Origin of the sequence: Massilia sp. CFBP9012, from assembly GCF_034045115.1 — a bacterium.
GTDB lineage: Bacteria > Pseudomonadota > Gammaproteobacteria > Burkholderiales > Burkholderiaceae_D > Telluria.
In genome coordinates, this window is sequence record NZ_JAXCWM010000008.1 from 108,217 (window position 1) to 133,327 (window position 25,111).

The following is a 25,111-nucleotide window of genomic DNA, read 5'->3' on the forward strand; positions in this document are numbered from 1 at the left end:
ACATTCTGTGATTTCACTTGGATCCCCGCCTTCGCGGGGATGACGATGCATACTTTGCGTATAAATATTCCGGACACCAGTGCGCCTGCGCGGGGACGACGTGGCATGGCTAACTAAATGTTGGAGGCCGTGAGCTCGCCAACCTCCTTACTGCATCAGAACTCTTCCCAACCGTCGCCGACATCCGCGGTTTCGGCCTTCTTCGGCTTCGCAGCGGCAGCCGGCGCGACTTCCGCCTTCGGCTTGGTCGACGCTGCGGCCTTGGCCGGCTTCGCTGCCGCCTTCACCGTCGCCTTCGCCACCACCGCCGGCAAGGTCGTGGTCACGCGCGGCGCCGGGGCCATGGCGGCACTGGCGCGGCTGGTGCCCGCCTGATTCAACTTGAACGCGCCCACGGTATGCGCCAGCGCGGTCGCTTCTTCCTGCAGCGAGGCCGCTGCGGCCGATGCTTCTTCCACCAGCGCCGCGTTCTGCGTGGTCACCTGGTCCATCTGGGCCACGGCGCCGTTGATCTGTTCGATGCCGGCGGTCTGTTCCTGGCTGGCGGCGGTGATCTCGGACATGATGTCGGTCACGCGGTTCACGCTCTGCACGATTTCCTGCATCGTGGCGCCGGCGCGTTCGACCAGCTCGGAGCCGTGGTGCACCTTGTCGACCGAGTCGTCGATCAAGAGCTTGATTTCCTTGGCCGCTGCCGCAGAACGTTGCGCCAGGCTGCGCACTTCGCCCGCCACGACCGCGAAGCCGCGGCCCTGCTCGCCGGCGCGCGCCGCTTCGACCGCCGCGTTCAGCGCCAGGATATTGGTCTGGAAGGCGATGCCGTCGATGACGGCGATGATGTCCACGATGCGGGTCGACGAGGCATTGATCGCCCCCATCGTCTGCACCACCTGCTCGACCACCGCGCCGCCCTTGCCCGCCACTTCCGAGGCCGAGGTGGCCAGGGCGTTGGCCTGGCGTGCGTTGTCCGCGTTCTGCTTGACGGTCGAGGTCAGTTCTTCCATCGACGAGGCGGTTTCTTCCAGCGAACCGGCCTGCTGCTCGGTGCGCGAGGACAGGTCCAGGTTGCCGGCCGCGATCTGGCTCGAGGCGGTGGCGATGTTGTCGGTGCCGGTGCGGACCTGGCTCACGATCTTCACCAGCGAATCGTTCATCTCTTTCAGCGCCTTGAGCAGGCGGCCGGTCTCGTCGTTCGAGGTCACTTCGATGGTCTGGGTCAGGTCGCCCTTGGCCACGGCGCCGGCGATCGCGACCGCCTGCTCCAGCGGACGCACGATGGCGCGCACCAGCACCCAGCCGACGAAGGCGGCCATGATCAGGCCGAACACCAGGCCGGCCAGGCAGACCGCGCGCACGATCTCGAAGGTCGATTGCGAAGCCTGGTATTCCTTCAGCGCGGCGTCCTGCTGTTCCTTGATCAGCTTGGCGCCCAGGCCGTTCAGCGGCAGGTACAGGCGGGTCATCGGACCGTTCAGCAGCGCGATCGCCCCGATATTGTCGTTGGCGCGGATCGCCGCTGCCGCCGGCAGCAGGCCCTGCTCCAGGAATGCCTTGCGCGCCGTGGTGAATTGCTCGATCAGGGCGCGCTCGGCGTCGTTGTTGACCATCTTCGTGTACTCGCCCCACAGCTTGTTGACCGTGGCGATGTTGGCGTCGATCGAGGTCAGGGCCGCATTGCGCTGGCCGGGATCCTCGACGTTGACGGCCTTGGCGATGGCCAGCTGGTTGGCGGTGATCAGCTGGGTGACCTGCCCCACCTGGTTCAGGCCCACCAGGCGGTGGTCGTACATCTGCTTGAGTTCGGTGTTCGCGATGCCGAGGTTATAGATGCCGATAACCGCACCGGCAATCAGCTCGACTGCCAGGAAGGCGATGACGAAGATGAGGCGCGACTTGATACTGAGATGTTTGAACATGATTCGCTGGCCTTAAGCCCATGGATAAAAAATGTGGTATCCATTGGATTATAGAAACATTGTTCCCTTTATGGGAAGCATTGAGTATTTCCTTGCGTTATGACTCGTCTTCCGTCGCAGTGCAGCAACAGATGCAGCATGACATCATAATCCTCCGTCAATATGCGCTGACCGCATAAGCAAATGTGACATTAACACTACGGCAAGGCAACTTTGCCGATAGAATGGCGCGATTCCCTGCTTCAACCCAAGTGTCATGACCTTTCCCGTCCTCCTGAACCTGGCCCTCGCCCTGGCCATCTGCGCACTCCTGTATGGCATGCAGGCCCGTCATGCATCGTTCACCAAGCGCGTGTTCGCCGGCCTCGGCCTGGGCGTCGTGCTCGGCGCCGGGCTGCAGGCCGTGTATGGCGCGGGAGCGAGCGAAATCGTGGCGACCAATGCCTGGCTGGATGTGATCGGCAGCGGCTACGTCAAGTTGTTGCAGATGATCGTCATCCCCCTGATCATGGTCTCTATCGTGCAGGCCATCCTCAAATTGCGCGACGCCGCGTCGCTCGGCAAGATCAGCACCCTCACCATCGGCATCCTGCTCGTCACGACCGTGGTCGCGGCCATCATCGGCATCGCGATGGCCAAGCTGTTCGGCCTGTCGGCCGTGGGCCTGACCGCGTCGAGCGCCGAAGTCGCGCGCGGCGAATACCTGCAGGGCAACCTGGCCACGGCGCAGCAGCTGTCGCTGCCGTCGCTGCTGCTGTCCTTCATCCCGGCCAATCCCTTCCTCGACATGACGGGCGCGCGCAAGACCTCGACCATCGCGGTGGTGGTGTTCGCGGTCTTCATCGGCATTTCCGCGGTCGGTATCGCCGGCAAGAAGCCGGAAGTGTTCCAGTCCTTCAGCGGCTTCGTGCACGTGGCCCACGTGATCGTGATGCGGATGGTCACCCTGGTGCTGCGCCTGACGCCGTTCGGCGTGTTCGCGCTGATGGCCAAGATGGTGGCCGGTTCCAGCCTGCAGGACATCCTGGGACTGCTCAATTTCGTGGTCGCCTCGTATGCGGCACTGGCGCTGATGTTCTGCGTGCACCTGGCGATGGTGGCCGGCGTCGGGCTCAACCCGCTGCGCTACGTGAAGAAAATCTTCCCGGTGTTGGTGTTCGCCTTCACCTCGCGCACCAGCGCCGGCTCGATCCCGATGAGCGTGGCGACCCAGACCGCGCGCCTGGGCACGCCGGAAGGCACGGCCAACTTCGCCGCCTCGTTCGGCGCCACCATCGGGCAAAACGGCTGCGCCGGCATCTATCCGGCGATGCTGGCGGTGATGATCGCGCCGACGGTCGGCATCGATCCGTTCACGGCCGCTTTTCTCTTGCCGCTGCTGGCGATCGTCGCCTTCGGCTCGATCGGCGTGGCCGGCGTGGGCGGCGGCGCCACCTTCGCGGCCCTGATCGTGCTGTCGGCGATGGACTTGCCGGTGGCGCTGGCGGGCCTGCTGATCTCGGTCGAACCGCTGATCGACATGGGCCGCACGGCGCTCAACGTCAGCGGCTCGATCGCGGCCGGCAGCGTCACCAGCCGGGTGCTGGGCCAGACCGATATGCGGGTGTTCCAGGACGACGCCGACGTCAACCTCGACGGCGAAGAACAGGCCGTGTAAACACCAGTAAACATCCCCGCGGGTGGCAGCAATCGTGCGCTGACGCCTTGCCGAATCCGTCATGATGACGCCATGTCAACTTTTCGGCGGACGGCGATGGAACAGAAGTGGCCACAAGAAATATGGCTGGTCAGGCACGGACAAAGCGCGGGCAATGTCGCGCGTGACCTGGCAGAAGCCGCCGCCGGGCACCGCATCGACATCGCCGATCGCGACGTCGACGTGCCGCTGTCCGAGCTGGGCGAGCGCCAGTCCGAAGCCCTCGGCGCCTGGTTCGCCGCCCTGCCGCCGCACCAGCGTCCCAACGTGGTGCTGCATTCGCCCTACGTCCGCGCGGCCGAGACCGCCAACATCCTGATGCAGCGCCTGGAGCGCGACGAGCTGCTCTGCGTGCTGGCCGACGAGCGCCTGCGCGAGAAAGAATTTGGCGTGCTCGACCGTCTCACCACGCACGGCATCGCCCACCATTTCCCCGACCTGTATGAGCAACGCCAGCACGTGGGCAAGTTTTATTTTCGCCCGCCCGGCGGCGAAAGCTGGTGCGACGTCATCCTGCGCCTGCGCAGCGTGATGGATACCCTCGAGCGCGACTTTTGCGGCGAGCGCGTGCTGATCGTCGCGCACCAGGTCACCGTCAATTGCTTCCGCTACCTGTTCGAGCATCTCGACGAGGCGAAGATCCTGGAATTCGACCGCGCCGGCGACGTGCCGAACTGCTCGGTCACCTCCTACGAATTCGACCCCAACCACGGCAAGCGCGGCGACCTGGCCCTGCGCCTGGTGAACTTCGTGGCGCCGCTGGAAGCCACCGGCACCCCGGTCACCGTCGCCAAGGACTTGCCGACCTCACCCAAGGCTTGATGCCCCACCATGGATTCCAGCAATCACACCGTGCGCGACGTCGACGCCGCCTGCCTGGCGGCATGGCCGCTGCCGCAACCCCAGGCCGAGGGTGACAAGGAGTTGCGCGGCCACGTGCTGGTGCTGGGCGGCTCGCGCGAAATGCCGGGCGCCATCATTTTGGCGGCCACCGCGGCCCTGCGCGCCGGCGCCGGCAAGCTGACCATCGCCACCGGGGCCAGCGTGGCCCAGCTGGTGGCGCTGGCGATGCCCGAGGCGCGCGTGATCGGCCTGACTGAAAACGACACCGACGGTTTCCACCTCGACGCGCTGGATAGCCTGGATCCGCTGGCCGACAAGGTCGACGCGGTGCTGATCGGCCCCGGCATGCGCGACGCCCCCTGCACCGCGCGCCTGGTCCACGCGCTGCTGCCGCGCCTGGACGCATCGGGCGTCGGCCTGGTGCTCGATGCCTGCGCCATGGACGTCATGCTGCACATGCCGCACGGCTGGCCCGAGGGCAAGTCGATGCGCTTCGAGCGGCCCGTGATCATGACCCCGCACTGCGGCGAAATGGCGCACCTGACCGGCCTCGAGAAAGAATGCATCGTCGGCCAGCCCGACGCTCCGGCGCTGCAGGCGGCGCGCGACTGGAATGCGGTGATCGCGCTAAAGGGCGCGCGCACGGTGATCGCAACGCCGGACGGCACGCTATGGCAACACGAAGGCGCGGGCAATATTGGCCTGGCCATTTCCGGCTCGGGCGACGTCCTGGCCGGCATCATCGCCGGCCTGCTGGCGCGCGGCGCCGCCCCGGAACAGGCGGCCTGCTGGGGCGTGGCCTTGCATGCGCGCGCCGGCGACCGCCTGGCAGAGCGCCTGGGCACCTTGGGATATTTGGCGCGAGAAATTTCTATGGAAGTACCCGCGCTGCTGGAACAGATCTGCCACGCCGACCACATCAAGCCCAGTGCCGATCACAGGAACATCCGGCCGGTGCCGGGGGACGAACAGCTGGGAGCTTAATTCTCGGCGAAAGAAAACTCTGTAAAAAATGTTACGGAGTTTCGCAAGAGTGCGGTATCTAACGAACCGGCAGCCGCGCTTCCGGTCTAATGGGCACAGTTGGATTGAAGTACGCACCGGGGCCGCGTATTGCGTCGGTTCCCTGAGTGTTCCGCCCTTGAATTGCAAAGGGGTGGAACTAACTGGCGCCGCAGACCTTCCAGCGCCTCACCACAATGAGCTGGAAACTGCGGCACAAAGATAGACGTAAACGAGGAGTTAACAATGAATGCAATGACCAAAGCACCAAAAATCCTGCTGACCGCCGCCGTCCTGGCCACCCTGCTGGGCGCGTGCAAGAAGGACGACGCAGCGACCACCACCACCCCGGCCGACACCTCGGCGACCATGCCAAGCAGCACCTCGGGCGCCACCGGCACCACGGGTGACGTGGGCACCGGCGCTACCGGCACCGGCACCACCGGCACCGGCACCACCGACATGGGCACCAGCGGCACCACCGGCGCAACCGGCACCGCAGGCGACACCAGCGGCGCAACGGGCACCACCGGCACCACCGGCACCGGCACCGCGGAAGGCGCCACCGGCACCACCACCACCGATCCGGCGACCACCACCACGCCGCCGACCGGCACCACCGGCCAGTAATCGACTGGGCCAGCCACCGAACGGCGCCCTGCTCGCGGGGCGCGCTCGGGGCAGCATTCGGGGTAGAGCCCAACTCAATATAAGCACCCGGCCCCTCACGGCCGGGTTGTTTTTTTTAGGCCCGCACCTGCCGCAGTCGGCTAGTCCGTCGTGCGCTTTTTCGTTGCAACGTCGCGGATCAGATTCTCCACCATCGTGAAATCGGCCGGCTTGGTCAGGTGATGATCGAACCCCGCTTCGCTCGAACGTCGCCGGTCCTGTTCCGCCCCCCATCCCGTCAGCGCCACCAGCGTGGCGTCTTCCATGCCCGGGATACGGCGCATCGCCTCGGCCGCCTCATGGCCGCTCATGTCGGGCAGGCCGATATCCAGGAACACCACCTGCGGCAGGACTTCTCCCGCGAGGCGCAACGCCGCGGCGCCGTCGTTGGCGACGCTGACGGTGTGGTCGTTCATTTCGAGCAGGGCTTGCAAGGTCTCGGCCGCGTCGACATTGTCGTCCACCACGAGGATGCGCAGCACGTCGTCCGGCGTGGCGGGGACCGGCGCGGTCGCCGGTTCAGGCGTGGCGGCGACGGGCAGCCCAGCCAGCGCATCCTGCGGCAACGGTAGCCACACCGTGAACTGGCTGCCCATGCCGGCGCCGCCGCTGCTGGCGGCCACCCGGCCGCCGTGCAGCTTGACCAGGCGCTGGACCAGGTTCAGGCCGACGCCCAGCCCGCCCTGCGCCATCTCGGTGCCGAGATGGGCCTGGGCATACATGTCGAACACCGTCTCGAGCGCCGGCGCGGCGATGCCGATGCCGTTGTCAGATACCGTGATCGCCACTTCCTGCGCCGCGATCCGGGCGACGATCTCGATCGCGCCGCCTTGCGGCGTGTATTTGGCGGCATTGTTGAGCAGGTTGCTCAGCACCTGCGCCACGCGGTGACGGTCGGCATGCAGCGCCAGCGACGCGTCGGGTGGACGGACGGTCAGCGCATGCTTGCGGGCCTCCATCAGCGGCATGCTCATGTCGACAGCCTCACGCACGACGTCGGCCAGCAGCACCCGCTCGAGCTTCAGTGTGACCTTGCCCTCGGCCAGGCGCGCCATGTCGAGCAGGTCGTCGACCAGGTGCACCATGTGGTCGACCTGGCGCCGCATGATGGCCTGCACGTCGCCGCTGGCGGCGCCGATGCGCATCAGCTCCAGCCCCGAACGGATCGGGGCCAGCGGGTTGCGCAGCTCGTGCGCCAGGGTGAACAGGAAGTCGCTCTGCGCGCGGTTCTTCCGTCCCAGCTCGCTGGCCAGGCGCTGCAGCTCCTGTTCGGCGTGCTTCTGGCTGTCGATGTCGAGGGTCACGCCGTCGAAACGCTCCGGCTGGCCATGCTTGTCCAGCCCACACCAGCCGATCGCCCGCAGCCAGCGCGGCGCGCCGCCCGCCATGGTACGAAACTCCAGGTCGAGCGGCGCGCCGGCGCGCACCGCGTGTTCGACGCTGGCGGCCAGCCGTTCCCGGTCTTCCGGTTCGACCGCATCCAGCAGCGCGTCCACCGACGCCAGGCGCGCGCCTTCCAGACCGAAGTGCACGGCCATCTCGGCGTTGATCTGCAACTGGGTGAATGGCGCATCGGCATACCAGACGCCGATGTCGCCGGCCTCGGACACCCGTTCGAAACGCTCCTGCAGCAGCTTGCGGGCGTGGACATCGATCACGGTGCCGACATAGCCGTCCGGGTCCCCTTGCGCATTGGTGCGCGGGAGCCCGGCGTCGATGAACCAGCGGTAGCTGCCGTCGCGGCAGCGCAAGCGGTAGTCGATCGAGAACGGCTGGCGCGCCGCATTGGCGGCCAGGAAGATATCGCCTGAACGCTGACGGTCGTCGGGATGGGTGTTTTCCAACCAGCCCAGGCCCAGGTCCTGCTCCGGCGTGCGGCCGGTGTAGTCGTACCAGCGCTGGCTCAGATAGGTGCACTGGCCCTCGTTATCGGTGGTCCACAGCATCGCCGGCGAGGCGTCGATCAGGGCCCGTACGTGGGCTTCGCGGGCCCGCGCATCGCGCTCCATCTGGCGCCGCTCGCGCCCCATCGCCACCTGGGTATGCACCCGCGCCAGCAGTTCGTTGGCCGAGAACGGCTTGACGAGGTAATCGTCGGCGCCGGCCTGCAGGCCTTCGACCTTGGCTTCCTCGCCGGCGCGCGCCGACAGCAGCATCACCGGCAGCAGGCGCAGCGCCTCGCTGGCGCGGATCTGCGCGATCAGGCCGAAGCCATCGAGCTTCGGCATCATTACGTCGCTCAGCAGCAGGTCGGGCGGGTCGGCCAGCGCGAGTTCGAAGGCGGCCTGGCCGTCGGCGCAGGCCCGCACGTCGGCGTGCGGCTCGAGCAGCGCCTTGAGGTAGGCCCGCATATCGTTGTTATCGTCCGCGATGAGAATGCGCGGACGCGCCTGGCCGGCCATGTCGACCAGCGCCGCCGGCCCTTCCTCGTGCGGTGCGGCTTCGGCATCCGGCAGCCAGCGCAGCGCTTCTTCCACGAAGGCGGCGCCCATGCGCTGGCGGTCTTCCATGCCATCAGCGGCACGCAGGATGCGGTCCTGCGGCAGGTGAGCATCGCCGAACGGCAGGTCGACGTCGAAGCGCGTGCCTTCGCCGAACGTGCTGGACACGGCGATGGTTCCGCCGTGCAGGCGCACCAGTTCCTGGATCAGGGCCAGGCCGATGCCGGTGCCTTCGTAGGTGCGCCCGGGCGCGCCCTCGATCCGGTGGAAGCGCTCGAACATGCGCGGCAGTTCGTGCTCGGGAATGCCGGTGCCGGTGTCCTGCACCGACAGCCGCGCCATGCCCTCGTGTTCGCGCAGGCTGATCGTGACACCCCCGTGCAGGGTGAACTTGAAGGCGTTCGACAGCAGGTTGAAGACGATTTTTTCCCACATATCGCGGTCGATATACACCGGCTGCCCCAGGTCCTGCAGCGCGATCCGGTATTCCAGGCCGCCCTTGGCCATGGCCGACTCGAACACCCCGGCCAGGTCGAGCGTCAGCTGCGTCAGGTCCACTGGCACGTAGCTGGCCTGCACCCGGCCGGCCTCGATGCGCGAGAAGTCGAGCAGCGAATTGACCAGCTTGAGCAGGCGCAGCGCGTTGCGGTGGGTGACCTCGATGCGCTTTCTCTGGGCCGCGCTCATGCTGTCCGCGTCGTCGGCCAGGGCATCTTCGAGCGGCCCCAGGATCAGGGTCAGCGGGGTACGGAATTCATGGGACACGTTCGAGAAGAAGGCGGTCTTGGCGCGGTCGATCTTGGCCAGTTCTTCGGCGCGGCGCTGTTCCTGCTCGTAGGCGAGCACGTTGCCGACCGCCGTGTTCACTGCCGCGCCCAGCAATTCGTAGAAGTTGCGGTAGTCGGCGTCGAGCGCGCGGCGCACGCTCACGCCGGCGACCACGAAGCCGAACAACTCCTGCTGGCCCGGCAGCGACAGCGGCAGCACCAGGGCCGAGCGCGGCGGATCCTCGTAAGGTCCGCAAGTGAGCCCGGCCAGGCGCGCTGCGACGTCGTCCACCTGTGCGGCCGCATGCGTGGCGGCGCAGCGCGCGAACGGCCAGCAGGCGTTGTCCAGTGGCGCCAAATCCGGCGCCAGCGCGCCATGCGGCGGCAAGCCACCGCCGCCGCGCAGTTCCAGCATTCCGCTGTCCTGGTCGATCTGGTAGAACAGCAGGAACGGCACGTCGGCCTTCATGCGCTGGACGTGGATCGTCAACTGCTGGCCGATCTCGGCCATCGAACGGGTCGCGGCCAGGCTGGCCGTCAGGTCGCGCAGACCCTGGGCACGGCGCGTGCCCAGCACCTGGGCCGTGGTCTCGGTGATCGGGTGGAACACCCCGCCCACCGTCCCCGACTCGTCGCGGATCGGCGAGAACGAGAAGGTCATATTCGCCTCCTCGAGGTAGCCGCTGCGATCGAGGAACATCTGCTGGTCCTTGATGTAGGCGCCCTCCCCCTGGTGCGCGCGCTCGAAGGCCGCGCCCACCACCGGCAAAGCCGATGCCCACACCACCTTGAACGGCGCCCCCATCGACCCCGGATGCAGGTCGCCGCAGATCGGGCGGTAGGCGTCGTTATAGATCTGGATGTCGTCCGGTCCCCAGCACACCAGGATCGGGAAGGTCGAGGACAGGCACAGGCTGACCGAGGTGCGCAGGCTTTGCGGCCAGTCGGACAAGGGGCCAAGCGGCGTCTGCGACCAGTCCATGCTGCGGATCAGCTCACCCATTTCTCCACCGCCGGCAAGCCAGTTCAGGTCGGAATCGCCCAGGACGGGGGAAGATGGGAGTGCGGACATGGGGAGACCTAAGGGCGGAAGATAGAAAACGGGATTCTTGAGAAACTGTGTACTGCAAGGCAAGTAGTTCAGCATCGAATTACCGACGAGCCGCCCGCCATTAGAACATAACAACAGGAAACACTAGCGCGACACCTCGGATCCGGTGGCGAGCGCACCGAACCCGTTGCCAAAAAGACACGGCCAGCGCATGGCTGGCCGTGTCGGGTGCAGCAGGCGGCCGGCGCCGCCCTCAGGGACAGGATCAGGCCGGCACGGCCTTGCCGCGGCCGGTCACGAAGCGGCCGATGCGCACGATCACGCGATAGACCAAGCGCACCAGGGTCAGGGTCAGGATCGCTTCGACAAAGGTCATCAGGAAGGCCGGGAGCGTGTTCCAGCGCTCGGCGCGGCGGCCATACTTGGCCACCATGCGGTCGTGGGCGATCTCGATGCTGTCGTAGAAGGTCGGCACCACCAGCAGGGTCAGCACGGTCGAGGTGATCGTGCCGCCGATGATGGCGATCGCCAGCGGCTGGTAGAACTCGCCCGAGTCGCCCAGGGCCAGCGCCACCGGCAGCATGCCGGCGATCAGGGCGAAGGTCGTCATCAGGATCGGACGCAGGCGTTTGCGGCCGGCCGCCATCAGGGCTTCTTCGCGGTCCACGCCTTCGCGTTCCAGGGCGCGGGCCGCGTCGAGCAGCAGGATCGCATTCTTGGCCACCAGCCCCATGAGCATCAGGATGCCGATCATGCTCATCAGATTGAGCGTGTTGCCGGTCACGATCAGCGCCAGCACCACGCCGATCAGCGACAGAGGCAGCGACAGCATCACGCCGATCGGTGCGGTGAACGAACCGAACTGCATCACCAGGATCAGGTACATCAGGGCGATGCCCGAGAACAGCGCGATGAGCATCTGGTTGAACAGTTCGGCCTGGTCTTCGCCGGAGCCGCCCAGCGCCAGCCCGTAGCCCGGCGGGAAGTCGAAGGTGCGCGCCAGTTTCATGGCGTCGGCCGTGACTTCGCCGGGCGAACGGCCCTGTGCATTGGCCGAGACCGTGATCATGCGCTCGCCGTTCTTGTGGCGGATCGCCGACGGGCCCTTGCCCATGGTGATGGTGGCGATCTGCTCGAGCGGCACCATCAAGCCGGTGCCGGTGACCGAAATCGGCAGGCGCTCGATGCTTTCGGTATTGACACGGTCGTCCGGATGCAGGCGCACGGCCACGTCGCGGGTCTCGCTGGTCGGATCGACCCAGTCGCCCACCTCGATACCGGCGAAGGCCACGCGCAGCGACTGGGCGGCGTCGTTGACCGAGATGCCCATGGCATTGGCCAGGCCGCGGTCGAGCACGATCTGCAGCTCGTTCTTCGGATCCTGCTCGGACAGGGCGACGTCGACCGCGCCCGGCACTTCGCGCAGCTTCTCCATATAGGCGGTGGTCAGCTCCATGAGCTTGCGCGAATCCGGGCCGGTGAATTCGACCTGCACCGGCTTGCCGTTGCCGTTCAGGTCATCGATGACCGTGTATTCGGCGCCCACCAGGCGGCTGACCTTGGCACGCAATTCCACCGCGATCTCGCTGGCGCTGCGTTTGCGCTCGCCGCGCTTGCCGATGTCGACATAGATCGACCCGCCGGACAGCTTGACGTTGCTGTTGGTATCCTTGGTTTCCGGCAGCGTGCGCGCCAGTTCGGCGGCCGCTTCCAGCTTGCGGCGCGAATACTCGATCGACGACGACGCCGGCGTACGCACCTCGATCTGCAGGTTGCCCGAATCCTGCTTGGGCAGGAAGCTCGAGCCGCCAAAGAAGTGGTGCAGGACCATCGCGCCGACCAGGCTCGCCACCGCCAGCACGGCCATCGAACGACGGTGGTGCAGCGCCCAGGCGATCACGTTGCCGTAGCGGTCGGCCTGGTGATCGAACCAGGCATTGAACTTGTCGAGCATACCGCCGATGCCCTTCTTGGGCGCGCTGTGGTGGCCCGGAGGATCGCCCCAGTAGGCCGACATCATCGGATCGAGCGTGAACGAAATGAACAGCGACACGATCACCGAGCACGTCACGGTCAGGGCGAACGGCCGGAACCACTCGCCGGACACGCCCGGCATGAAGGCCACCGGTACGAACACGGCCATGATCGAGAACGTGGTGGCAGCCACCGCCAGGCCGATTTCGGCGGTGCCCTCGAGTGCGGCGGTGCGGCGGTCGGAACCCATTTCCATATGGCGCACGATGTTTTCGCGCACCACGATCGCATCGTCGATCAGCACGCCGATCGCCAGCGACAGCCCCAGCAAGGTCATGAAGTTGAGCGTGAAGCCGCACAACCACACGGCGATGAAGGCGGCCAGCACCGAGGTTGGCAGCGCCAGCGCCGTGATCAGCGTCGAGCGCCAGGAATTAAGAAAGGCATACACCACGAACACGGTGAGGATGGCGCCGAGCACCAGCGCTTCGATCACGTTGTTCAGGCTCGACTGGGCGTCCTTGCCGCCGTCGCGCACCACTTCGAGCTTGGTGCCTTGCGGCAGCCGCGCATTCTCGCGCTCCACCACTTCGCGCACCTTCTTGGCCAGCGAAACGGTCGAGGCGTCACGCGAACGCGAAATCTGCAGGCCGACGTTCGGCTTGCCGCTGCGCATCGACAGCGTATTGATGTCGGCAAAACCGTCCTGGATCTCGGCCACCTGGTTCAGGCGCACGATCTGTTCGCCATTGCGCTTGACGACAATCTGCGAGAAATCTTCCGGACGCTCGATGCGGCCGATCAGGCGGATGCCTTTCTCGTCGAGTTCGCTGCGCAGCTTGCCCACCGGGGCATTGGTGTTGCCGGTGCGCAGGGCGTTGGTGACATCTGACGCCGAGACGTTAAATTCGCGCAGTTTCTCCGAGCGGAGCAGCACCGACAGCTCGCGCCGCAGCGCGCCATTGACGTTGACGGTCGAGACGCCGTCGATGGCGCGGAACTCGTCGGCCAGCACGTCTTCGGCATAGCGCGAGATTTCGGCGTGGCTCTGGCTGCTGGAGGACAGCGCCAGCGACATCACCGGCTGGGCCGAGGGATCGACCCGGCGCAGCACCGGTTCGCGCATCTCGATCGGCAGCTTGTAGCGCACCGCGGCGATCGCATTGCGGACATCGTCGGACGCCTCGATCAGGTTGCGGTCGAAGTCGAATTCCATCCAGATCGAGGCGCCGCCTTCGTAGGATTCGGAATTGACGTCGTTGACGCCCTGGATCGCGAGCATCTGCTTCTCGAGGCGGTTGACGATCTCGCGCTCGGCGGTCTCGGGCGACGCGCCCGGATAGGGAATCTGGACCACGATGATCGGGATCTCGACATCGGGCTCTTGGTTGACCTTCAACTTGGACAAGGCCAGAAGGCCGATCGCCATCATCGCGACGATGATGACGACCGTCGGGATCGGATTCTTGACACTGAAATTAGACAGGAACATCGTTGTTTTCCTTATTCTTTTCCTGCGTTACTTGCCTTGGGCCGGGGCGCTGGCGCTGGCCACGCGCGCGGCCGGCATGTCGACCTTCTGGCCGTCCTTCAGGTTCGACGTCGGCGAACGCAGCACGATGTCGCCGGCGGCCAGGCCCTGCTTGATCTCGACGTTGCCGGTGCGCGGGTCACGCGCGCCGACCACCAGGGCGACCTTCGACAGCGTCTTGTCCTTGATGCGCCAGGTGTGGTTGTTGTCGCCCACCCGCACCAGCGCGGACTCGGGCAGGGTCAACGCATCGCTCGAGGAGGCGTCGACGCGGCCTTCGGCGTACAGGCCGGCCACGCGCGGCTGGGCCTTGTCGGCGAAGCCCACCAGCACTTCGACCTGGCGGGTGACCGGGTTGGCTGCGGGATCGATGCGCTTGACGATGCCGGCGAACTGCTGCTCGCCATAGCCGTTGACGCGGAAATTGACCTTCTGGCCGACCTTGACGGTGCTGACCGAATCGGCCGACACCGCACCCTCGAAGCGCATGCTGGTCGGGTCGATCACTTTGACCAGTTCCTTGCCGATATTGGCGGTGTCGCCGTTGGAGACCTTGCGCTCGGAGACGATGCCGTCGAACGGCGCGCGCACGGTGGTGCGGGCCAGTTGCTGGCGCGCGGTGGCGACGCGGCTCCGGGCGCCCGACAGCTCGCTCAGGGCGTTATTGCGCGCCATCTCGGCGTCGTCCAGGGCCTTGGCCGAGGTCATGCCCGAAGCGGTCAGGGTCTTGAGGCGTTCGAGCTGGCGATTGGCCTGTTCCAGCGCCAGGCTCGCGGCGCGCTGCGCATCCTCGGCCGACGTCAGGGTGTCGCGGATCGAGGTCTCGTCGAGACGCACCAGCACGTCGCCGCGCTTGACCGGCTCGCCGTTTTCCTTGAGCACCTGCAGCACGATGGCCGAGACTTCGGCGCGCAGGTCGGCCTTGCGTTCCGGCTGGATCGAGCCCGTGACCACCGGGCCCGACGAAATCGAATCGCTCTGGATCGTCAATACATCCTCGGGCGCCACCGTCAGCTGCGTCGGCTTGTTGTCCTTGCCCTGGCCGGGGGCCTTGGCGGAATCCTTGCCGCAGGCGACGAGGCTTGAGGCGATGGCTAGAACGAGGAGGGTTTTGCGCAGCATTGTGATTCTCCAGAGTAGGACTTGATCGTTTTTATAAAAATGAGAATAGGTACTCAGCGCGCAGTATTCAGGAGGCCCCTGATGGCGTCAATTGACGAACCTGTATAACGCCGAATTCGATGGATGAACTGCGTTTTTTGGCGATGAGCTGCATTCCAGCCCGGACGAGATGCAGGGTAAAACGGACAGGCGGACGTCCGGGAAGTGGACGCCCGCTGTATGTACATGATCAGAAGCCGCCGAAGACGGCATTGATCAGGAAGCCCATGCCGATGCCGGTCAGGACGCCGCCAGCGATCTCGATCTTGGTATGGCCCATGCGTTCGCGCAGGATGACGTAGTCTTCTTTGCCGTCGTGCAGGCGATTGATCGACACCGCGTGGCGCCCGACGTGCTGGCGCAGGCTGTTGGCGTCGATCATGACGATGAAGGCGAGCGCACACGCCACGCCGAAGGCCGGATTGTCCATGCCTTCGCGCAGGGCGATCAGGGTGGCCATGCTGGAAACGACCGCGCTATGGTTGCTGGGAAAGCCGCCATTGCCGACCAGGTCGAAGGCCCAGCGTCGCAGGCGGACGCTGGAAATGAGAAACTTGATCGGACCGACCACCATCCAGGTCAGTATGGGCGTCGCGAGGTAGATAATTTCCATGATGTCTTATAGGTGAAAATGCTGGGCGGAATTATCTCAGAAGCAAGGCGTGGTGGGAGACTTTTGGAACGGACGCATCAGGCCGGGAAACGGTAATATTGACCCAACGAGTCAATACAGACAAGAGGTATGTATGCGGCACTTCCGCTGGTCTTTCATCGTCACGGCCGTCCTGATGGCGCTTGCCGGCTGGTGGGGCTACGAGCACCGGGGGCTGCCTGGCCTGCTGCAGGCCCTGTGGATCACCGCCATCCTCGGCGTGCTGGAAGTGTCGCTTTCTTTCGACAATGCCGTCGTCAATGCCTCGGTGCTCAAGCACTGGAACGAGTTCTGGCGCAAATTGTTCCTGACCGTTGGGATCCTGGTGGCGGTGTTCGGCATGCGTTTGCTGTTTCCGCTGGTGATTGTCGCCGCCGCCACCGGCCTCGGCCTGTTCGACGTCTGGCATATGGCGATCGACAATCCCAATGAGTATTCGCGCCACCTGACCGAACACCATGCCGAGGTCGCGGCCTTCGGCGGCGCCTTCCTGATGCTGGTGTTCCTGAACTTCCTCTTCGACGAGGAAAAAGAACTGCATTGGATCACCTGGTTCGAGAAAAAAGTCGGCAAGTACGGTTCCGAGGGACTGGCCGTGCTGCTCACCCTGCTGTGCGTGATCGGCGCCATGCGCCTGATGCCCGAGGCACGCAAGCTGGCGGTGCTGATCGCCGGCGTGACCGGGGTGCTGATCTATATCGGCGTCAAATGGCTGAGCGGACTGCTCGAAGAGAAGGAGCAAGACCCTTCGGTCGGCGCCATGATCTCGCAAGGCAGCATCGGCGGCTTTCTCTACCTGGAAGTGCTGGACGCTTCGTTCAGCTTCGACGGCGTGATCGGTGCCTTCGCCATCACCAACGACGTCGTGATCATCATGCTGGGCCTGGCCATCGGCGCCATGTTCGTGCGCTCGATGACGGTGTTCCTGGTCTACAAGGGCACGTTGCAGGAATTCGTCTATCTAGAACACGGGGCGCACTATGCAATCGGCATCCTGGCCCTGATCATGTTCGCCAGCGTGCACTACCACATCCCGGAATGGTTTACAGGGCTGTCGGGTCTGGCCTTCATCCTGGTGTCGCTGTGGTCGTCCATACGCCACCGCCGGAGGATCGCGGCCCAGGAGGCCGAGGTGGCGGCTCGGACCGGTTAAATACCGGCCCGGATGAGATTCGCGGTTTGCGATTACTGCAAGGCATGGCAGAATGAGCGCGCACCGCGTTTGCGCTGCAATATTGACAACCCGTTCCAACCTTTTTGATCGCCTGCCCGACCATGCCCAAAGCCCGTTCTACCGCCATCCTGCTGTCCGTCGTCGCCGTCGTGGCGGTGCTCGGTTCCCTGTACACCTGGTTCACCCTGACCTGGGCGTATTCCGAGGGCGACCGCGCCGGCTACCTGCAGACGTTCTCCAAGAAAGGCTGGCTGTGCAAGACCTGGGAGGGCGAGATCCTGCTGTCGAGCATGCCGGGAGCGATTCCCGAGCGCTTCGCCTTCACCGTGCGCGATGAGACGGTGGTTCAGCAACTGAACAGCAATATCGGCCGCCGCGTGCAGATCTCGTACGAGCAGCACAAGGGCGTGCCGACGAGCTGCTTTGGCGATACCGAGTATTTCGTCAAGCGCGCCATTACCGGGCCGGTGGATCCGGTGTCGCCGAGCCAGGCGCAGGGTGGGATGGAGAATCGGGCGCCGGTGCAGGCGGCGCCTGCACAATAAACACACCGTCGTTCCCGCGCAGGCGGGAACCCAAGTTATTCGCGTCGCCGGCTACCTCGAACGTGCCACCAGTGCCGGCAAACTTGGGTTCCCGCCTGCGCGGGAACGACGTGCGTGGGGTGCGGGCTGGCGGTGAAGTGGGCGGTGATGTGAGCCGTATCGCAGCCCACGCCGTTAGTCCCGGTCCGTTTTACCATCCAGATCCCGGTCCAGTTCGCGCTGGGCAGCAATCACTTCCGCCAACCTCGCCGCCGCCTGCGCGGCCGAGGTGTCGCCGGCCCTCGCCTGCGACTGCTTGAACCGTCCCAACACCTCGCGCGTCAGGTCGGCCGACACCGAACGCTGGCCGGCTTCCACCTTGCGCTCGCCAATGACGCGCTCGGTGGCCGCCAGTTCGGCGGCCTGTTCGTCCTGGCGCTTGCTTTCCAAATTCACCAGGTGCTTGCGCGCATCGGCCATCTGCAGGGTGGCGTGCGCCGCCTTGCGCTGCATTTCGGCGTGGGCCTGGGCGTGTTCCAGCAGCGCGCGCTGGGCTTCGCGTTTCTCGACCGCCGCCTGCACCGCCGCCTGCTCGACCAGCTCGCGCTCGCGCGCCAGCCGGGCCTGCGCTTCCTCGGCCTCGGCCCGCGCTTCGGCAGCCTGGGCGGCGGCGTGTTCCGACGCCAGCCGCGCCGCCTGCGCCTCGTTGGCGCGGGCATCGGCCGTGGCCTGGGCGCGCTGGGCGGCCAGCTTGCGCTCGACCAGGGCCAACGATTCGCGCGCGGCCTGCGTGGCTTCGCGCTCGGCGCCGATCGCCTGCTCGGTGAGTGCTACCTGCTGGCGCTCGACTTCGGTGCGCTCCTGCTGGGCCTGGGCCAGCTCCTGCGCCCGGCGCGCATGCGCCTGCTGGGCGTCGCGCGTGGCCTCGGCTTGCGCGGCTTCTTCGGCCACCGCATCCGTCTGGGTCTGCTGCGCTTCGAACGTTGCGCGCTGGGCTTCTTCCAGACGGCGCTCGGCCTGCGCCTTGGCGGCCAGCGCCGCCGCAGCGGCAGCCTCGGCTTCGCTGCGCGCCTGGGCCGCCAGCATCAATTCGCGCTCGGCCGCCACTTTCTGCTCGAGCTCAAGGAGAGCCTGGGATTCGGCGGCCACCCGCTCGCGTTCGAGCTGGGCCAGGCGTTCGGTTTCTTCGCGCTTACTCGCCGCCAGTTGCGCCGCCTGGCGCTGCAGTTCGACCAGTTCGGCCTCGAATGCGACCGCTTCGGCTTCATCGGCATTGCGCGCGGCCTGTACGTCGGCCGCGGCCTGGGCCAGCGCCGCTTTTTCTTCGGCCAGCGCCTGCTCGCGTCGATGTTCCTCGGCCTCGCGCAGTGCCGCCGCTGCCGCCGCCTCGTCGGCCGCGCGGCGCGCGCGCGCGTCCAGCGCCGCCTCGGCCTCGGCCTCGAGCCGGGCTTGCACCTGCTCGTCCGCTTCTTCCTCGGCGCGCACGCGGTCTTCAGCCACCAGGCGCAGCTTGCGGTCGGTCTCGATCCGGGCCTCGGTCGCGGCCAGGATGCGGGTCTCGGCCTCGCGCCGCGCCTCGGCGCTGGCGGCCGCCATTTGCTCCAGGCGCTCACGGTGGGTGGCGGCGTCGCGCAATTCCTTTTCGGTCTGCAGGCGCATGCGCAGCGACTGGGCCGCGACGCGCTCGGACTCGGCCTGGGCCAGCGCAATCGCCTCGCGCTCCTGTTCGATATGGGCCATCGCGCGCGCTTCTTCCAGCGCACGCGCCTCGGCCGCCGCACGCTGGAACGCCGAGGCCAGGGCCACCTGGTCGGCGCGTTCGCGCTGCTGGGTCAGGTCGAGCGCCTCGGCTTCGGCTTCGGCCAGTTTCTCGGCGGTCTGGCGCGCGGCTTTTTCGGCACGCTCGCGTTCGCGCGCCAGGATCGCGATGCGGGCATCGGCGCTGGCGTTATGCAGCACTTCTTCCTTGGCCGCTTCCACCGCCGCCATGCGCTCGGCGGCCTGCAGCCTGGCCTGTTCGGTATGCGCCACCAGCTCGTCGGCGGCGCGGGCGGCCTTGGCCGCCAGTTCGGCCTCGGCTTCCATCTGGACCGCGGCGCGGCGCCGCGCTTCTTCTTCGGAGCGCGAACGGGCCTCTAGCGCCAGCCGGATCTCGGTGTCGCTCTTGACCCGCGCGCGCAGCTCGGCGGTCTCTTGCCGGATCGCTTCCAGGCGCTCGGCGGATGCCTTGGAGGCGGCGCGCAGGGATTCCAGGCGGTCGCGGTTGGCCGCGATCGCGTCTTCGGATGCCTGCGAATTGGCCACTGCGGCGGCGGCGGCGGCCACATCGATGGCGGCGCGCTCGTCGGCCAGCGTGCGTGCGCGCGATTCGGCGGTCTGGCGATTTTCAGAGGCGACGTTGGCCTTGGCCTCGGCTTCCACGCGCGCAATCGCTTCCTGGATTTCGCGCATCTCGAGGGGCTTGCGCGCGGCTGGCGCCGGAGCGGCCACTGGAGCTTCGGGCGGGGATTCGGGCGACGGATCAGGTGTTTCCGGCGGCGTCTCGGGCGGCGCCATGCCGGCGGCCTGCGACAGGTCGATCGAGAAGTCGGCTTCGTCTTGCTTGGCTGGGTTTGGTTCCATGCGAGGTCTCAATGGCGGCGGTCGGTTCGATTATCCGGCAAATCCGTTCAGTATGCTACGCGGAACTGGAAGGCAATATGGGCTCAGCTCATCCATTCGACCCCTTACACCGGCCATAGGGGCGGTTCGTCCATCAGGGCCACCTGCTCGCGCAGCTCCAGAATACGGTCCTGCCAGTAGCGCTGGGTATTAAACCAGGGGAAGGCGGCCGGGAAAGCAGGATCGCTCCAGCGCATCGCCAGCCACGCCGCATAATGAATCAGGCGCAGCGTGCGCAGCGCCTCGACGAGGTACAGCTGGCGCGGGTGGAAATCGGAGAAGTCCTCATAGCCGGCCAGCACGTCGGCCATCTGGCCGACCATTTCCTGGCGCTCGCCCGAGAGCAGCATCCACAAGTCCTGCACGGCCGGGCCCATGCGGCTGTCGTCGAAATCGACAAAATGGGGGCCGTCCGGCGTCCACAGCACGTTACCGCCGTGGCAGTCGCCGTGCAGGCGCAGCAGCGGCAGTTCTCCTGCGCGCTCGTAGCAGCGCGCCACGCCATCCAGCGCCTGCTCGACCACGCTCGACCAGGCCGCCATCAGCTCGGGTGGGATGAAATCGTGCTGGCGCAGAAAGTCGTACGGCTGGCGGCCGAAAGTAACCGGATCGAGCGCCGGCCGGTGTTCATATGCCTTGACCGCGCCCTGGGCGTGGATGCGGCCGATGAAACGGCCGATCCACTCCAGCACCGCCGGGTCGCCCAGCTCGGGCGCGCGTCCGCCGCGGCGCGGGAAGACCGAAAAACGGAAGCCCTGGAAGGTATGCAGGGTCTTGCCGTCGATCTGCAGCGCGGGCACCACCGGGATTTCCCGCTCCACCAGTTCGGCCACGAAGCCGTGTTCTTCGAGGATGGCGGCGTCGCTCCAGCGTTCGGGACGATAGAACTTGACCACCACCGGCCCGCCCTCTTCGCGGCCGACCTGATACACGCGGTTCTCGTAGCTGTTCAGGGCCAGCAGGCGGCCGTCGCCATGCATGCCGACGCTGTCGAGCGCGTCCAGCACCAGGGCGGGATCGAGGCGCGCATACGGATGCTCGGGCGTTTCGTTGTCGGTGGTTAAGTTATCCATGTCCCTATTGTACGGCGGCGCACCACGAAGCGGAAATGGCCCGCAATTCACCCGCGCTGAGTTCGTTTACGCACGGAGTGCGGCTTTGTTACAAGGTCTCATGTCAGAAACATCCTTGGCGCATGTCGCGCCAGGCGAGAAACCCGATAAGGAAAAACATGAAGAAACTGACCCTGACCATGGTTGCACTGGCCGCCGGCATGCTGGCCGGCACCGCGATTGCCCAGACCGCCGCCCAGCCGCCGAAGGCCGAGCCGAGCATGCAGAAGGTGCTCGACGCGATGGCATCGCTGAAACCGAAGCCGATCGAGACCCTGAGCCCGGAAGAAGCGCGCAAGCAGCCGTCGGCCGCCGATGCGGTGAAAAAAGTGCTGTCCGATGCCGGCCAGAGCACTGCACCGGAGCCGGGCGTGACCATGAAGACCCAGACGGTAGAGGGCAAGGGCGGCAGCTTCCCGGTCCATATCTTCACCCCAGAAGGCAAGGGCCCGTTCCCCGTCATCGTGTACTACCACGGCGGCGGCTTCGTGATTGCCGACACCAAGGTCTATGAAGCGTCGGTGCGCGCGCTGGCCAAGGGGGCCAAGGCGATCGTGGTCTCGGCCGACTACCGCCTGGCGCCGAAACATAAGTTTCCAACCCAGCCGGAAGACGCTTTCGCCGCCTACAAATGGGCGATCGAAAACGCCAAGAGCTTCAATGGCGACGCCACCCGCGTGGCGGTAGCCGGCGAATCGGCTGGCGGCAACCTGGCGACCGTGGTCTCGATGATGGCGCGCGACCAGAAAGCCCAGCTGCCGGTGCACCAGCTGCTGGTGTATCCAGTAGTCGACAACGACATGAACAACGCGTCGTACAAGAAGAACGCCAACGCCAAGCCGCTGAACAAGGCGATGATGGGCTGGTTCTTCAAGCACTACGGCGCCGATCCGAAGAGCCCCTACGCCCTGCCGCTGAAGGCGACCTCGCTCAAGGGCCTGCCGCCGGCCACCGTGATCACGGCCGAGATCGACCCGCTGATGACCGAGGGTAAGGCCTACGCCGACCGCCTCAAGAAGGAAGGCGTGACCGTCAACTACCGCCACTTCACCGGCGTGACCCACGAATTCTTCGGCATGGGCGCGGTGGTGCCGAAAGCCAAGGAAGCGCAGCAGTTCGCGGCCGACGAGCTGACCAAGGCCTTCAACGCCAAGCGTTGATGCCGTCCCGGCGCCGCGGCCGTTGCGCCGCGGCGCCATCTCCCCGCCACTTGCCATACCGATCGAGGTTTTTGCTGTCGCCCGGCGGCGCAGCGGTTACACTGGCGCCTTTACGCAAAACCGGCGCCCACGCGCCATCACCAGACACTCCCATGCATCTCGAACAGCCCCTCTCCGAAAAAGAATTCGACGAACTCGACCAGTTCCTCTTGTCCGACCGTTGCTCCGACGACGCGATGACGATGGACACCCTGCACGGCTACCTGACCGCGATCGCGATCGGTCCGGAAACCATCATGCCTTCCGAATGGCTGCCGAAGGTGTGGGGCGAAAGCGAGGCGGATGCGCCGAAGTGGAAGAATCCGCGCGAGTTGGAAAAGATCATGAACCTGATTATGCGGTTCATGAACGAAATCCTGATCACATTCGAAGTCTCGCCCAAGGAATTCGAGCCTTTGTTCGTCGAACATGAATTCGAAGGCAAAGTGCTGATCGATCCGGAAGCCTGGTGCTGGGGCTTCTGGGAAGGCGTCGAACTGCGCGCCGGTTCCTGGGATCCGATCAAGAACTCGGACGTTGCCGAACTGATCCGCCCGATCTACCTGCTCGGCGCCGACGAGATCGAGGAAGAAGAGCTGGACCTGGTCGACAGTCCGCACCAGATCCACGCCCTGGCGCTGCAGATCGAGGCCAACGTGCCGGACATCTACCGCTACTGGCTGCCGCTGCGCAAGGCCGCGGTCGAGACCGTGGTACGCGAAGAGCCGAAAGTCGGCCGCAATGACGACTGCCCTTGCGGCAGCGGCAAGAAGTTCAAGAAGTGCTGTGGGGCTGAATCGGCTTGATTCACCTGGATCGGCCTGATTCACTTTTATCGTCCTGATCCACCTGTAGGGTCGGCGGCTATGCCGCCGACGCGGTGATCGTTGACAGCGCGATCATCGTCTACGAAATCAGAGCCGCGCCAATATCAATCCCCACGTCGACGCCGCAACCGCCACCCCTGCGTCGCCAACGCCACCCCATGCAAGGCATCGAGCACTTCGACCGGCCCTGCCATCCCCACCAGCATTCCCGCCGCATCGACCACCGGCACCCGCGCCAGGCCATGGCGGCCCGCCAGCGTGGCCACATCACTCGCCGGCTGCCCGGCCTGCACTGCAATCCCGACAATCATCAGCTCCACCACCCGCTCGGCATCCTTGCGGCCGCGCAGCACAATCAGCGCCCGCGCCTTGATGCTCCACGCCTCCGCCTCGGCCGCCGCCCGCAGCAGGGAATTCAAGGTCAGCACGCCAAGCAGCCGCCCTTCCCCATCCACCACCGGCAATGAAGGCAATCCATGTTCGAGCAGGATGGCGCGCGCCGTCGCCAGCGGCATGTCGGGTTCGAGCAGCGCCAGCGGCGGTACCACAACGTCGCCGGCATGCAGTCGACGCACGCGCCGCTCGGCCGCATGGTGCTCGGCATCGTTGACGATGACGGCCAGGTCTTCGCGCGAGACGTCGAGCGCTTCGCCAAAGTGTTCCAGCGCGGCGTCGATGTCCTCTGCCGCCACATCTAGCGGCGCCGGCGCGGGCTTGTGCACGTGATGGGCGCCGGTTACCCGGTTGTACAGCATCGCCGCCAGCACCAGCAGTACGGTGTTCAGGCCCACCGGCGCCAGCGCGAACGACAGGCCGGCCTCATGCACCGCCGGCCCGCCCAGCACCGCCGTCATCGCCACCGCCCCGCCGGGCGGATGCAGGCAGCGCAGCAGGAACATCATGGCGATCGACAGGCCGCCCGCCAGTGGCGCGGCGATCATCGGATCGGGCAGCAACTGGACGCAGAGGACGCCGACCAGGGCTGAGACGACATTGCCGCCGATGACGGGCCAGGGCTGGGCCAGGGGGCTGGCGGGGACGCAGAACAGCAACACGGCGGAGGCGGCCATGGGGGCGACCAGCCAGGCCACGTGGGCGCCCGGGGCGCTCCAAGCCAGCACGACCTGGCTCAGCACGCCGGACAGGGCGAGGCCGAACAGCGCGCCGAACGCAGCCCGCGCCTGGCCGATCGGCGGCAAGACGACCGGGTGCGGCCGCCTCAGGATGGATAAAAGAAAGGATGGCATTGCACCAAGGATGAGCGCAGAGAGCGTCATTACATCACATTTGCACGAAATAGGTGCAGCGCCATCCAAAAACAGTGCAGGCGATCAAATGGCGATGTATTGCGCAGGTTCAAGTTGATTCACGGGCAACGACCACATACACTTCATTCCTAGGACTTCCGCTAACGGCCAAAAGCGGAAGTTCGACCTGCGGTATGCTGTCGCAACATAGCGCTGACTTCGACACTGACCAAGAAGTAGGGAAAAGATGATTACCGCTCACGCAGGCCGCTTCAGCGACCTGATCCGAGAAAACGACATGGTGCTGCTTCGCAATAGTTTCCGTTGATTTTCACAGGGCGTCATCCGGCTCGGCTGATCGACACACATCTGCGCGATCGCTTCCGCAGTGTGAGCAAGGATTGCGTTCTGGTGCCGCTGCATACCGACGAAGATGTTGTCCCGCTACGCCACGAGGTGCGCGAACGTGCACTCGCCCTCAAGCTAACCCTTGTCGATCAAACCAAGCTAGTCACGGCGACAAGCGAACTGGCTCGTAACGCTATTAAATACGCTGGCGACGGCGAAGTTCAGCTCGAGCTGCTCGACGACGGATTGCGCCAGGGGGGGCTTTGCTGTTTGTTGACGGCGGGTCCGGCATAGCGGACCTCGCTCTGGCACTGAC

General features: G+C 65.8%; 17 protein-coding genes. 9 read left to right on the forward strand and 8 right to left on the reverse strand.

Annotated elements, in window-relative coordinates; all coding sequences use genetic code 11:
• Positions 1-155 precede the first annotated feature (155 nt).
• Positions 156-1,916, reverse strand: coding sequence for a methyl-accepting chemotaxis protein (locus SOM61_RS14845; RefSeq protein ID WP_320474793.1), 1,761 nt, complete (start codon positions 1,914-1,916; stop codon positions 156-158).
• Between the two features lie 256 nt (positions 1,917-2,172).
• Here SOM61_RS14845 and SOM61_RS14850 point away from each other — a divergent pair, with 256 nt between their 5' ends.
• From SOM61_RS14850 to SOM61_RS14865, 4 genes are all read left to right on the forward strand, one after another.
• Positions 2,173-3,573, forward strand: a complete 1,401-nt coding sequence (locus tag SOM61_RS14850) for an L-cystine transporter (RefSeq protein ID WP_320474794.1) — start codon at positions 2,173-2,175, stop codon at positions 3,571-3,573.
• A gap of 96 nt (positions 3,574-3,669) precedes the next feature.
• A complete protein-coding gene (locus tag SOM61_RS14855; RefSeq protein ID WP_320474795.1) occupies positions 3,670-4,434 on the forward strand; it encodes a histidine phosphatase family protein in 765 nt (254 codons plus the stop codon).
• Between the two features lie 9 nt (positions 4,435-4,443).
• On the forward strand, positions 4,444-5,439 hold the full coding sequence (locus tag SOM61_RS14860; protein WP_320474796.1) for an NAD(P)H-hydrate dehydratase: 996 nt from the start codon (positions 4,444-4,446) through the stop codon (positions 5,437-5,439).
• A gap of 264 nt (positions 5,440-5,703) precedes the next feature.
• Entirely contained in the window at positions 5,704-6,087 is a 384-nt protein-coding gene (locus SOM61_RS14865) for a hypothetical protein (RefSeq protein ID WP_320474797.1), read from the forward strand.
• Between the two features lie 140 nt (positions 6,088-6,227).
• On the opposite strand, the gene SOM61_RS14870 is transcribed toward SOM61_RS14865, so the two are convergent.
• From SOM61_RS14870 to SOM61_RS14885, 4 genes are all read right to left on the reverse strand, one after another.
• Positions 6,228-10,406, reverse strand: coding sequence for an ATP-binding protein (locus tag SOM61_RS14870; RefSeq protein WP_320474798.1), 4,179 nt, complete (start codon positions 10,404-10,406; stop codon positions 6,228-6,230).
• 244 nt (positions 10,407-10,650) lie between these two features.
• Complete coding sequence (locus SOM61_RS14875; RefSeq protein WP_320474799.1) at positions 10,651-13,851, reverse strand: efflux RND transporter permease subunit; 3,201 nt, start codon at positions 13,849-13,851, stop codon at positions 10,651-10,653.
• A gap of 27 nt (positions 13,852-13,878) precedes the next feature.
• Entirely contained in the window at positions 13,879-15,012 is a 1,134-nt protein-coding gene (locus SOM61_RS14880) for an efflux RND transporter periplasmic adaptor subunit (protein WP_320474800.1), read from the reverse strand.
• Between the two features lie 229 nt (positions 15,013-15,241).
• Entirely contained in the window at positions 15,242-15,664 is a 423-nt protein-coding gene (locus tag SOM61_RS14885; protein WP_320474801.1) for a divergent PAP2 family protein, read from the reverse strand.
• A gap of 133 nt (positions 15,665-15,797) precedes the next feature.
• Between SOM61_RS14885 and SOM61_RS14890 the strand changes: the two genes are divergently transcribed.
• Together SOM61_RS14890 and SOM61_RS14895 are read left to right on the forward strand one after the other, a co-directional pair.
• Positions 15,798-16,856 carry a DUF475 domain-containing protein gene (locus SOM61_RS14890; protein ID WP_320474802.1) on the forward strand — a complete coding sequence of 353 codons (1,059 nt, stop codon included), beginning with the start codon at positions 15,798-15,800 and terminating at the stop codon, positions 16,854-16,856.
• A gap of 122 nt (positions 16,857-16,978) precedes the next feature.
• A complete protein-coding gene (locus SOM61_RS14895; protein ID WP_320474803.1) occupies positions 16,979-17,422 on the forward strand; it encodes a hypothetical protein in 444 nt (147 codons plus the stop codon).
• A 174-nt stretch (positions 17,423-17,596) separates the two neighbouring features.
• On the opposite strand, the gene SOM61_RS14900 is transcribed toward SOM61_RS14895, so the two are convergent.
• Both SOM61_RS14900 and SOM61_RS14905 read right to left on the reverse strand, forming a co-directional pair.
• Positions 17,597-20,023 carry a coiled-coil domain-containing protein gene (locus tag SOM61_RS14900; protein WP_320474804.1) on the reverse strand — a complete coding sequence of 809 codons (2,427 nt, stop codon included), beginning with the start codon at positions 20,021-20,023 and terminating at the stop codon, positions 17,597-17,599.
• Positions 20,024-20,127: 104 nt separating this feature from the next.
• A complete protein-coding gene (locus SOM61_RS14905) occupies positions 20,128-21,135 on the reverse strand; it encodes a serine/threonine protein kinase (RefSeq protein WP_320474805.1) in 1,008 nt (335 codons plus the stop codon).
• Between the two features lie 158 nt (positions 21,136-21,293).
• Here SOM61_RS14905 and SOM61_RS14910 point away from each other — a divergent pair, with 158 nt between their 5' ends.
• Both SOM61_RS14910 and SOM61_RS14915 read left to right on the forward strand, forming a co-directional pair.
• Positions 21,294-22,334: an alpha/beta hydrolase gene (locus SOM61_RS14910; protein WP_320474806.1), complete on the forward strand. Its 1,041-nt coding sequence runs from the start codon at positions 21,294-21,296 to the stop codon at positions 22,332-22,334.
• A 152-nt stretch (positions 22,335-22,486) separates the two neighbouring features.
• A complete protein-coding gene (locus SOM61_RS14915; RefSeq protein WP_320469161.1) occupies positions 22,487-23,179 on the forward strand; it encodes a UPF0149 family protein in 693 nt (230 codons plus the stop codon).
• Between the two features lie 125 nt (positions 23,180-23,304).
• Here the strand turns inward: SOM61_RS14915 and SOM61_RS14920 are convergent, their stop codons facing one another.
• Positions 23,305-24,477 (reverse strand): HPP family protein, encoded by a 1,173-nt coding sequence (locus tag SOM61_RS14920; protein WP_320474807.1) that lies wholly within the window; start codon positions 24,475-24,477, stop codon positions 23,305-23,307.
• A gap of 294 nt (positions 24,478-24,771) precedes the next feature.
• Here SOM61_RS14920 and SOM61_RS14925 point away from each other — a divergent pair, with 294 nt between their 5' ends.
• Entirely contained in the window at positions 24,772-25,089 is a 318-nt protein-coding gene (locus SOM61_RS14925) for an ATP-binding protein (protein WP_320474808.1), read from the forward strand.
• Positions 25,090-25,111: the final 22 nt, after the last annotated feature.